This window comes from Falseniella ignava CCUG 37419, assembly GCF_000301055.1.
Taxonomy (GTDB): domain Bacteria; phylum Bacillota; class Bacilli; order Lactobacillales; family Aerococcaceae; genus Falseniella; species Falseniella ignava.
Window position 1 is genome coordinate 518,243 of record NZ_JH932301.1, and the last position, 10,998, is coordinate 529,240.

The following is a 10,998-nucleotide window of genomic DNA, read 5'->3' on the forward strand; positions in this document are numbered from 1 at the left end:
ATTGAGTTAATACATCATTTGTGAAAACGATTTATTTATGATATACTTGAGGAAAAGAAAGAACGAGGTGTATCCATTGAGCCCAAACTAAAAAGAACCACAGCGAATCAAGCATCAGTTCCCACCATTATGGGGTAGGGTTGTTTGATTGCGGTCTTTTTAGTTAGGGTGAAGTGGATACACTTTTTGTGTACACTTTTTTAGTCAGGATGCTGTCGTTAGCGTATTTGTGTACGATGCATGCTGCCCCTCATTTGATAAAGATCAAACGCTGTGAAGCCTGTCAGACGTTGTCACAGTTTTTAAAAGAGGAGGTAATCATGCTACAAATTAATGATTTAACGATGGCACATCGCAAAGATATGAAAATATTAATTGAAAACTTTACAGCGGTCATTAACCGAGGTGATCGGGTTGCAATCATTGGTGAAGAAGGTAATGGGAAGTCGATTTTATTGCGATGGTTATGGGGAGACCCGACGTTAACAGATTTCTTAGAGATACAAGGTCAGCGAATCAATCAATTTGATTCCGTAGGTTACTTGCCCCAAAGTTTATCGGAAGCAGAACTGGCGTTGTCTGTTGCTGATTTCTTCTTCCAATCGGGAGATTTTGATATTGATTACGCTAATTTATACCAAATTGCCGCACGATTACAGTTCGATGTGGAACTGCTCTACGCTACCCGTTCGATGAAAAGTTTATCAGGTGGCGAGCGGATTAAAGTGCAATTGTTACAAATACTGATGAAGCAGCCTGACGTACTCTTATTGGATGAGCCTTCGAATGATTTGGATATTGAGTCATTGGTCTGGTTGGAACAATTTATCAACGAGTTCTCCGGAACGATAGTCTATATCTCGCATGATGTCACTTTCTTGACAAATACAGCCACTGCCATTATTCATATCGAGCGACTCGTCCATAAGCGCCAACCTCGCGTGACTTACGCCAAGTTGGGGTATGCCGATTATATTGAACAACGGACGCAATCGGATGCCAAGCAACAGCAATTGGCTAATCAACAGCGAGCAGCGGATGAACAGCGAATGCAAACGTTGCGTCAACAGACACAAAGAGTTCATCATCAAATGGCCAATACTAATAATGATGTGGCAGGGCGTTTATTAGCGAAGAAGATGGCTAATTTAAAAGCATTAAATCATCGTTTTGAACGAGATCGAGCGCAATTTGTCGAGCGTCCAATATCGGAAGATGCGATTTTACTAGGGTTCGATCAAGTCTCGCCGTTACCGAAGTCGAAGCGAATTGTGTCACTCGATAATTATCGTCTTGAAGTGGATGGTAAGCAACTGGCCTGTAATATTTCACTGCTAATGAACGGTCAAGATAAGATAGGAATTATCGGGCGTAATGGAATGGGTAAATCAACATTATTGCAAGCAATTTGGCAGCAGCTGCCGGACATTTCAGAGATGAAAGCGGGGTATATGCCGCAAAACTATGAAGAGCTTTTGCCCGTGAATCTGTCTCCAATTGAATATTTACAAGAGAAGGGCGACCGCGAAGAATTAACTCGGATTATGACGTATTTAGGGGCTTTACGCTACTTGCCAGAAGAGATGGAACGACCGATTCAACAATTATCGGGTGGTCAGAAAGCGAAGCTGTTATTGATGCGTTTGGATTTTCATCGGTGTAACGTCTTATTTTTAGATGAACCGACTCGGAATTTCTCACCGCAGTCGGTCCCCGAATTGATTGAGACCTTCCAGCGATTCGAAGGGGCAATCTTGACGGTGTCGCACGACCGGGCTTTCTTAGCTGCCGTTTGCGATAAAATTTATCAATTAAAATCCGATGGCTTGTATCTCGTCTCGAATTAAGTTACATTAAACGTTGAGAAAAAAGTCAATGCTATAAATAAAGGAGTCGTTGAGATGACGGATGCACGATTTGATCGGGTTAAATTATTACTAAAAGAGACAGGTTTGGAGAAGTTGCAAGCGGCCACAGTGATGGTCTTGGGGCTGGGAGGTGTCGGATCGAACTGTGCTGAGGCGCTCGTTCGTGGCGGCATTGGTCGATTAATTTTAATTGATTGCGACGTGGTGGATATTACCAATATGAACCGACAAGCGGTTGCTTATACGGAGACCATCGGGCGGGCAAAAGCGGATGTGATGGCAGAAATCGTTCATGCGATTAATCCAGCTTGCCAAGTTGAGGCCGAAGTCTTAGAATTGCATCCTGATACGATTGCTCAAGACTTAGCGCACTTCACCCGACCAGACTATGTTATCGACTGCATCGATTCGGTACGCGCTAAAGCGGCTGTGGCTGCTTGGTGCCAGGAGGAATCTTTGCCACTGGTTGCTGCTATGGGTGCGGCGAATAAATTCGATCCTGAGCAACTGACCTTTAGCGATATTCGTAAAACGAGTTATTGCCCATTAGCGAAAGTCATGCGGCGGGAGTATCGTAAAGTCGGCGTTGAACATGTGGAAGTCATCTATTCGACCGAACCAGCCTTCAAGTTCGAGAGCGAAGCGGGAGCGGATCGTTCGACCCGACTTGGTACCGTCTCGTATATGCCACCGATTATGGGACAAATGCTCGCAGGTAAAGTGATTCGGCGACTTTCAGGATTAGAACCGTAGCCATTCGAAAAGGGGTGCAAGCATGTTAATCGATACCCATTATCATTTTGATTTTATCGAAGATCCAGCTGTTCAAAGTGAATTCGTTGAACGACTGGCGGCTTTGGATATTCAATTAGTAGCGCAGACTGTATTGCCGAGCCAATTCGAGCGTGTCTACCAGTTGGCACAAGTGTACGCGCAATCTGGCTGGACTTTGCGCCCGGCGTTGGGTTGGCACCCTTGGTGGATTGAATCACGTGATCAATTTGAAGAGGAGCTTTCCATCTTTCAAGCCATGTTGTCAAAGACGCGTTCAATTGGAGAGATTGGACTCGACAACGCGAGACAAGAGATCGACGAAGCGGGGCGACAATTGCAACGCGAAGTATTCGAGCGAATACTCGACATGATTGTCGAACAAGCGTCATTAGAGGATGGGGAATCCGGTCCTTATACGCTCTCGATTCATGCCGTCCGTTCGCAAGACGATGTGATTGATTTAATCGAACGTACTGGAGTTTATCAAGCGAATACGGCGGTGATTCTTCATCGCTTTAACGGAACGAGTGACCAGCTGATGCGTCATATTAAGCAAGGGGGGTATCTATCTGTCCACCCTGACATGCTTCAAACGAAAAAAGGTCGCGCGTACGTCCAACAAGTCCCAGCAGAGCGGTTGTTGTTAGAGACAGATTTGCCGGAAGCGGCATTTGATGAAGCTACGCAAGGGATGGCAGAGGAGTTGGCTGCTGAAGTTGAACAAGCTCTTACAGAGACATTGACTCAGTTAAGCGAATTGCGAGGTGAAGCGATGCAGCCGATTATTGAGGCAACCCAACGAAAATTATATGGGCAACGATGAATTCAAACGTTAAAACGGCGGACTTCAATCAGTCTGCCGTTTTTATTTGTTAGCGTGAATGTGTTGTTGTAAAAATTTTATGCCAAAATACCACCATCGGCAATAAACTCAGAGCCCGTAGAGTAGCTCGACTCATCAGACGCTAAGAATAGGACTAAGTTAGAAATTTCTTCAGGTTCAGCCATCCGTTTCAATGGCACAAAGTTGACCATCGCTTGAATTTGGTCGAAGGCTTCACTGTGTTGGACCATCGGTGTATTGATAATCCCTGGATGGACGGAGTTCACCCGGATATGGTATTGCGCCAGTTCTTTGGCAGCGGCTTTACTCATCCCGCGAACCGCAAATTTCGTATCGGTATAACCAATTGCGCCTCCGTTCATACCATTAATTGAGGAAATATTAACAATCGATCCCGCTCCAGCTTCCTTCATCGAAGGGATGACATAGTGCATACCAAGGAATACAGAGACTTGGTTAATATTCACAATACGTAGATAATCTTCGAGCGAGGAATGTTCTGCCGATAGCACAGTTGACACTCCCGCATTGTTGACGAGCACGTTAATTGGGCCAAAAGCAGCTTCAGTTTCTTTGACGACGTGTTGCCAATCTTCTTCGCTCGCGACATCATGTTTGATAAAGATTGCATTTTCACCGAGTTCTTCAGCTAATTGTTGACCTTTTGCTTCATCAATATCGGTGATGGCAACTTTAGCACCTTCTTGAATAAATAATCGTGAATGAGATTCACCCATCCCATTCGCGCCACCTGTAATAATTGCCACTTTACCTTCTAATCTTGCCATACGAACAAACCCCCTTATAATATTTTGTATCTATATTGTACGTATCTCTAGTTATTTTGTAAAGGTTTTCTACTTTGAGATTTAATAAGGAGCTCGTCTTAAACGAGCCCCATCAGCCATTCGACACTGATCGCCACAATAATTACGAGAATTGAGACGATCAAGCCATGCAACATCGGTGCATGGCCGACTTCTTTCATTTCTTTGAGACTCGTATTAAGCCCGATCGCTCCAAGTGCTGTAACCATCAGGAACTTACTGAGCCATTTTAAGTTTTCTGCCAAATGAACTGGAATCCAGCCGACGGTACGTGCCGCCGACATTAATAAGAAAAAGACAATGAACAGTGGGAAAATCTTGGTGAGATTGAGTTGAACGCGATGCTCGCTATGATGCTCACGTTGTTTCATACGGTGATGAATTAATGCAAAGATGATCACGGTTGGAATGATGACCAATGTTCGGGTTAACTTCACCATCGTTGCGAAATCGCCAGCCGCCTCACTGTAGGCGTAACCCGCCGCTACAACCGATGCGGTATCATTGACCGCCGTTCCCGTCCATAACCCATACGCCACATCGGATAAGTGCAGAGCCCGTCCCATGATTGGGAATAAAATAATCATAAACATATCGAAGATAAAGGTCGCACTCATCGCAAAAGCCACATCGATTGGTTTCGCCTCAATAACGGGGGCAATTGCTGCAATAGCAGATCCGCCACAAATGCCGGTTCCGGCCGAGATTAAGTTGGATAGTTTCCAATCGAGTCCTAGTGCTTTACCAATCAAGTAACCTCCACCAAAACAAGTGAGTAATGTAAAGAACATGACGAAGATTGAGAGTTGGCCAACATGGAAGATAGTATGAATATCTAAAGAAGCCCCAAGTAAAATAATTGCTAATTTTAGAACTCGTTTCGAAGCGAACGTCACGCCTGGCTCGATCAAATCATTTTTCGGACGAAAATAATGGATCAACATCCCTAGAAAGAGGGCGATTACTGAAGCAGAAATAAATGGAATGGGTAATAGTCCCTCAATAAATCGCGCCATCACTGCAATGAGCGCTGCTAATAATAAACCTGGTAAATATAACACAATCAAACCTCCTTTAAGTCAGTCATACTGTACCATAGCGGGGTGTTTTTTAGAAGAGCATTCGTATTCGGAATGGTTTGAATTTAAAGAATTAGGCTGAATAGGCTATAATAATAAGGAACCAGATAAAGGAGAAGATCGATGAAAAAGAAACGACGATTTATTGGACGGACTGAGCTGATCATTGAGTTATTCATTATTATCAGCTTGTTGACGGTGATCTACCTATTAGATCGCTGGAATGCGGAAGAATTATTGAAAATCTTTACGGATGGTACGTTTGTTGCTGCGGCCTTATCAGTTCCGATTACGCTGAGTGGGTATATTCGCAATAAAGAGCGCGAGGACCTTGAAGAGGATCAGCAATCACGCCGTGAAAATGAATTGAAGCAACAAGAGTTCTACAACGACACCTTAGATAAATTAGAAGAACTCTATGTTGAAACGGATGACGAGAATTACCATGATAATGAAGAATTATTTTTTAGTATCAAATTTTTAAAGTTACATAATGTATTGAGCGATGGACAAGTGATTCAAGATAATCCAAATTTGGTAGACAAGTTCTATCATGCGATTAAGTTGACCTATATTCGTTTTATTACGTATGGGTTGGATGAGTTATTGGAAGAAGAAGTAGCCTGCGAGACTGCGACAGGGGATTGTAGTGACCGCTTAGAAGATTTATTTGATATCCATCAAGCCCTAGAACGGATCGAGCGGCGTATCGAGCAAAGTGATCAAGAGTTTAAAGATTTGTTTGAGGCAGAAGAAATAGGCAAATTTATTCGCCGCCGCTTTCCAAATGTTTCGTGGAAAGAAGTGCTTGACCAGGAACGCATTAATGAAGCGGGTGCAGTTACAACGTATTTTTATAAACCAGCAATGCAAAATATTACGATTCCAGCGAAGTTGGAGGAGCATTATGTCTTCTCACCGAATATCGAGCAGTTGGATCGTTCAGTTCGAGAAGAATTAAGTATGATTGATAATATTTATCCAAGTATTGTTTTAGAGCCGGAGGAGATTCCAGTTCAAGTCGAACGTCTACCACAATCGATTGTTCAGTCAGTGGCGGAAAGAGAATCGGAGTATGACACCCGTAATGAGCTGTACCATCATGTCAAATCGTTCTATCCCGATGCTTATGATCAAGTCCGAGTCTCGGTGACGCATTCTCCAGACCACGAATTGGTGGCTTGGTTTACGCTTAGAGAAGAAGATTGGGATGCAAGTGTCGCTGAGGGAATTGATACCTACCATTTCATTATTATGGATGATGATGACTTGACAAACTCTGCAATCATTAGCTTTGAAAGTGAAGCATTCCGAACTCTGTTATTAGAGAAGCTGAATGATCCAGCAGGTTATGTAAATGATAAGTATCAGCTTCACTTTACGGTAGATAGTGACTTGAAGTTGCATGATCACTCTTTCGAAGAGCCACGTGTTGTTTTTGTGGATCGTGAAGAGCTAAATTAAAATTAGGCGTTGAATTTATGTGAAGAGCGGGTGAATTTTTTCATCGGCTCTTTTATTTTCTAGTGGGTGTGCGTATAATAGCTCCATACAGATTGAAATAGGAGTCGGATGACGAATGAAAAGAAAAGTAATTATTTTTGGATTATTAGTTTTAATGTCGATTGGTTTGGAATACGAAATGGAAAATTTGTATTTCGGAGAAGTGACCTTGTTAGAGTTAGGCGAGTATTTGAGTGGGCTCGGGGTAGTTGTGATTTATTGTATTCCACTCGGTTTATTGATACGACGGCTCTGGCGGCAAGTTGGGTTGAGCTTTGAAGCTGGGGTCATCGCGATCATGGTCGGCTGCTTTGTCTCAGGTTGGTTGGCTGGTGAAGCGAATACTTATATTGAGTCGCTCTGGTACTTAGCACTTCCTAATGCAGAAAGGTTGATTGACTGGAATGATGCGCTAGCCGCACCGTTTGTTGAAGAAATCTTAAAATGCGCTTGTGCCTTGTTAGTAATGTACTTGATCGGCGAGCGCCGTCTTAGCGCTGCGTTTGTAATTGGGATGGTAATTGGCTTTGGCTTCCAGTTGATTGAAGATTTAAATTATGTCTTGCAAGCGGAGACCATTACCTTCGAAATGGCGGCTTACCGCGCAGCCGGGGCATTGTCATCGCACTGGATGATGACCGGCGTGACGACCGCTGGGGTCTGGGGACTGTGGTTATGGTACCGCGAGAAGGTGGAGAGCTTGCCGCTAGGTTGGCTCTGGGTTAGTGCGTTGATGCCGATGGGCTTGCACTTTATTTGGAACAGTCCGCTCGGTTACCTCTGGGTTACGAGCTTAGTAAGTGCCGCAATTATCTACTTATGGGGGCGGTTGTACTTGACTTGGTTTGGAAGAACAGGACTGTGTACTGGTAAAGAGGGCGTAGTGTCGGATGAAGTTAAGAGAAAGGGTGAGGATGGATGTCAACTGTACAACTAATTAAGATTCAGCCAGCAGACTTGCCTCATCTTTGGCAAATTGGCTTTTCGCAAGAAGCGCCTGCATGGACTCGGTTCAACGCACCTTATTTTAATGACTACAGTGCTTTTGAGAGTGCGGAGGCATTTGTCGGCTCATCAGTAGCAGAATTTTTGCTAGCTAATCGGGTGCGCGGCATTGAAGTCGATGGCCAGCTGATCGGGATGGTCTCCTACTACTGGGAAAATGAAGCCACCCAGTGGCTCAACATTGGAATCATTATTTACGATGAGAACTACTGGTCACAAGGCATCGGCACTCGCGCCATGCAACAGTGGCTAGATATTATTTTTGACTTGTATCCAGAGTTGGAACATATTGGCCTAGTGACTTGGAGCGGTAATCCTGGCATGATGCACTCTGCGACCAAGCTGGGTATGCAACAAGAAGCGCGCATCCGTAAAGTCCGCTACTACCAAGGTGTCTATTACGACAGCCTGATGTACGGCATCTTGCGTGATGAGTGGGAAAAGTTAAAATAAAAACTCGCCTTGAAAACTTCGCTTGAAGCTTTCAAGGCGTTTTGTATGGAGTGAGCATGAGTTGGGGTTAATCTAACTGGATAGAATAAGTTTGTGGAAGTTTGATACCAGCTTGATTAAAAGCATCGTAGATAGCATTGCGCATAATCATCTTATTTTTACCCATCTCATCATAAGCAGTGAAAAATTGAACATAAATATTAAATCCAATATTCGTTAGCTCGGCTCGCAGTGTTGGCTTGCCCCGCTCATCATGGCTATCTAACTTATTTAAGAAGTGCTCGACAGCTTCTGGGTCATATTTTTCAATCATACTTTCATATTTCTCGTAAGCAGTCTTACCAGCGATTCGTAGAGCTTGATCGCGATCTGAATCTAACGTAATTGTAATCGAGATATCCACCATCACAAACGGATCGTTGAAGTTATAATTGAAAACTGGATGCTCAAAAATAAAACGATTCGGAATGCTAATATACCGCCCAGTGTGCGTCATGGCTGTTGTAAGGTCGCCCATTTCAGACAAGTTAAATTGTAAAAAGTCTATGTCAACCAACTCACCAATGACATGGTTAATTTCAATGACCTGCCCAATTGCGAATGGCTTGCGAATCATAATATAAAAGTAAGCCACAATATCTACAATTAAATCTTTAACGGCTAAGGCAAAGAATGCGAGAACCAGTGTCACCATAATACTAAACGCACGACCTTGTGAGAAATAGATTTTCAAGATCAGTATTATGTTGATCAGAATAAGTAACGTGCGAATGACTCGAATATAACGTGCTGTGCGTATCTCTTCATCCGTCCACTTGCGCACTAACCACTGCGTCAGTCGGCTAAGTAAGATGGATATTGCAATAATGATCACAACCAGCAATGTCTTCTTGAGTAGTAGCGCCGTATCTACCTCATCACTTGAAATATAGACCATAAAATCCTTCATATAAATCAAACTCCTTTTATTCCATTAAACCAATCATACTTGACTCTGTTACGAATGTGAAGTCAAGCTATGAAGCTTCATCTGCGAGCGGTTGAGATGAAGTTAATGGGGAAGGAACTTCATTTGAGTGGGGTTGAGTTGGAGTTGTTGCGTGTGGAACTCCATCTCATCGGATTGAGTTGAACAAATTGTGTGCGTTTGTTCATCTTGATGGGTTGAGCTGAACAACTAGTGTAAGTTTGTTCAACTTGTCGGGTTGAGCTGAACAACTAGTGTGCGTTTGTTCAACTTGTCGGATTGAGTTGAACAACTAACGTGCATTTGTTCATCTTGATGGGTTGAGTTGAACAACCAGTGTGCCTTTGTTCATCTTGATGGGTTGAGCTGAACAACTAGTGTAAGTTTGTTCAACTTGTCGGATTGAGTTGAACAAATAGGCTGTACTTGTTCACCTATCATTGATATGGGCACGGTATAGTTTTAGTTGCTGCGGCAATTGATGACTATTTTCATATTGATATAATCCTTGCGCAAGTTTTCTGCAAAGATTCCTCGTATAAAAATGGAGTGTAGTTCTTCCAACTTGATGATTTGCAAGATACATCAAATCCTTCTTCTGAAAAGTCTGCTCCGGAAACAAAGTCGCACACTCAGCAATCAGGCGCTTAACGGCGCTTGATTTTTCTTCTTGGCAGTTACAATTTTGACATGCGATGCATCGATTATGAATTCCGATTCGATAACTACCGCATTTTGGACAAAATATTCCCGGTGCAAGCTGATTCAAATCGAAAGGATATTGCGTGTGAGGTTGGTATGGTGACACGCAACGGTATTTATTGAGCGTCGACAAAATCCGATCAGCAGTGCGCGGTTCCATCGGCGGAAGTTGATAAATATGTTTCGGAATATCAATCATCATCAGCGTCATAATATCATTTTCAAGGTCAGCTAGTTTCATTTGACAATTTGGATGAATCAAAACGAGGTGCGGAATGACATCAATATCGATTCTCTCACGCCGCAACAGATTAGTCAGTCGTGAAGTCGCCATTCGGCACTGAGTGTAAGGATTGTTTGCAACGACATGGTCATTATATTTAAAAGTTACCCCATCAGATTCACATTGTGCATGATAATTCTTAATCTCATACACATTCAAACTGTTTTGCGTCAATATCATGACATCAATCTGCGTAAAAGTCCCGATATCAAAAGTATAATCCCAAATGAGGGATAATTTTTTCTGTGAAAATTGATCGGCTAGCTCGATAAAACGGCGCTCACCCTCATAGCCAGCAATCAGATTTTCGAGCTCCTTTTTGTACAGATGATGATTTCGAAAATGTAACGTAAGCAAATAGTTCAGCATTGAGAACCTCCTTTTTTATTTTTGGCTACCAATAGATACCCAAAAATTAAAGGATTTTGTACGAAAAAGGAGAATTAATAAAAATTTAAGAAATGGAGGTTATTGAGTCGGAGTTATTGGTCTCGGAACTCCATCTCGGGGAGGTTGAGTTGGAGTTAGTTGTGCGGAAACTCTATCTGAAGGCGGTTGAGTCGGAGTTAGTTGTGCGGCAACTCCATCTCGGGAAGGTTGAGTTAGAGTTAGTTGTGCGGTAACTCCATCTCGGGAGGTTGAGTTGGAGTTAGTTGTGCGGAAACTCTATCTGAAGGCGGTTGAGTCGGAGTT

10 protein-coding genes are annotated in these 10,998 nt (G+C 43.1%); 6 read left to right on the forward strand and 4 right to left on the reverse strand.

Annotated elements, in window-relative coordinates; genetic code table 11:
* Positions 1–320 precede the first annotated feature (320 nt).
* The 3 genes from HMPREF9707_RS06610 to HMPREF9707_RS06620 are packed head-to-tail and all read left to right on the forward strand — an operon-like array spanning position 321 to position 3,465.
* Positions 321–1,847, forward strand: a complete 1,527-nt coding sequence (locus HMPREF9707_RS06610; protein ID WP_006701929.1) for an ATP-binding cassette domain-containing protein — start codon at positions 321–323, stop codon at positions 1,845–1,847.
* 54 nt (positions 1,848–1,901) lie between these two features.
* A complete protein-coding gene (locus HMPREF9707_RS06615; protein ID WP_006701930.1) occupies positions 1,902–2,621 on the forward strand; it encodes a tRNA threonylcarbamoyladenosine dehydratase in 720 nt (239 codons plus the stop codon).
* A 22-nt stretch (positions 2,622–2,643) separates the two neighbouring features.
* Positions 2,644–3,465 (forward strand): TatD family hydrolase, encoded by an 822-nt coding sequence (locus HMPREF9707_RS06620; protein WP_006701931.1) that lies wholly within the window; start codon positions 2,644–2,646, stop codon positions 3,463–3,465.
* Between the two features lie 77 nt (positions 3,466–3,542).
* Here HMPREF9707_RS06620 and HMPREF9707_RS06625 read toward each other — a convergent pair whose 3' ends face one another.
* Together HMPREF9707_RS06625 and HMPREF9707_RS06630 are read right to left on the reverse strand one after the other, a co-directional pair.
* Positions 3,543–4,274 carry a glucose 1-dehydrogenase gene (locus HMPREF9707_RS06625; RefSeq protein ID WP_006701932.1) on the reverse strand — a complete coding sequence of 244 codons (732 nt, stop codon included), beginning with the start codon at positions 4,272–4,274 and terminating at the stop codon, positions 3,543–3,545.
* A 98-nt stretch (positions 4,275–4,372) separates the two neighbouring features.
* On the reverse strand, positions 4,373–5,374 hold the full coding sequence (locus HMPREF9707_RS06630) for a YeiH family protein (RefSeq protein ID WP_006701933.1): 1,002 nt from the start codon (positions 5,372–5,374) through the stop codon (positions 4,373–4,375).
* 141 nt (positions 5,375–5,515) lie between these two features.
* On the opposite strand from HMPREF9707_RS06630, the gene HMPREF9707_RS06635 reads away from it, so the two are divergent.
* The 3 genes from HMPREF9707_RS06635 (at position 5,516) to HMPREF9707_RS06645 (ending at position 8,353) form a co-directional block, all read left to right on the forward strand.
* Positions 5,516–6,856, forward strand: a complete 1,341-nt coding sequence (locus HMPREF9707_RS06635) for a hypothetical protein (RefSeq protein WP_006701934.1) — start codon at positions 5,516–5,518, stop codon at positions 6,854–6,856.
* Positions 6,857–6,971: 115 nt separating this feature from the next.
* Complete coding sequence (locus tag HMPREF9707_RS06640) at positions 6,972–7,832, forward strand: PrsW family glutamic-type intramembrane protease (protein WP_006701935.1); 861 nt, start codon at positions 6,972–6,974, stop codon at positions 7,830–7,832.
* Complete coding sequence (locus tag HMPREF9707_RS06645; protein ID WP_006701936.1) at positions 7,814–8,353, forward strand: GNAT family N-acetyltransferase; 540 nt, start codon at positions 7,814–7,816, stop codon at positions 8,351–8,353. Before HMPREF9707_RS06640 ends, HMPREF9707_RS06645 begins: the two co-directional genes overlap by 19 nt.
* 67 nt (positions 8,354–8,420) lie before the next feature.
* Here HMPREF9707_RS06645 and HMPREF9707_RS06650 read toward each other — a convergent pair whose 3' ends face one another.
* Positions 8,421–9,302 carry a mechanosensitive ion channel family protein gene (locus tag HMPREF9707_RS06650; protein ID WP_006701937.1) on the reverse strand — a complete coding sequence of 294 codons (882 nt, stop codon included), beginning with the start codon at positions 9,300–9,302 and terminating at the stop codon, positions 8,421–8,423.
* A gap of 448 nt (positions 9,303–9,750) precedes the next feature.
* Positions 9,751–10,674 carry a nuclease-related domain-containing protein gene (locus tag HMPREF9707_RS06655; RefSeq protein WP_006701938.1) on the reverse strand — a complete coding sequence of 308 codons (924 nt, stop codon included), beginning with the start codon at positions 10,672–10,674 and terminating at the stop codon, positions 9,751–9,753.
* Between the last annotated feature and the right edge of the window lie 324 nt (positions 10,675–10,998).

Coding starts and splice junctions, on each gene's coding strand:
- HMPREF9707_RS06650 (WP_006701937.1), bottom strand. CDS start 9,302: ATGAAGGATTTTATGGTCTATATTTCAAGTGATGAGGTAGATACGGCG.
- HMPREF9707_RS06615 (WP_006701930.1), top strand. CDS start 1,902: ATGACGGATGCACGATTTGATCGGGTTAAATTATTACTAAAAGAGACA.
- HMPREF9707_RS06655 (WP_006701938.1), bottom strand. CDS start 10,674: ATGCTGAACTATTTGCTTACGTTACATTTTCGAAATCATCATCTGTAC.
- HMPREF9707_RS06620 (WP_006701931.1), top strand. CDS start 2,644: ATGTTAATCGATACCCATTATCATTTTGATTTTATCGAAGATCCAGCT.
- HMPREF9707_RS06640 (WP_006701935.1), top strand. CDS start 6,972: ATGAAAAGAAAAGTAATTATTTTTGGATTATTAGTTTTAATGTCGATT.
- HMPREF9707_RS06645 (WP_006701936.1), top strand. CDS start 7,814: ATGTCAACTGTACAACTAATTAAGATTCAGCCAGCAGACTTGCCTCAT.
- HMPREF9707_RS06635 (WP_006701934.1), top strand. CDS start 5,516: ATGAAAAAGAAACGACGATTTATTGGACGGACTGAGCTGATCATTGAG.
- HMPREF9707_RS06610 (WP_006701929.1), top strand. CDS start 321: ATGCTACAAATTAATGATTTAACGATGGCACATCGCAAAGATATGAAA.
- HMPREF9707_RS06625 (WP_006701932.1), bottom strand. CDS start 4,274: ATGGCAAGATTAGAAGGTAAAGTGGCAATTATTACAGGTGGCGCGAAT.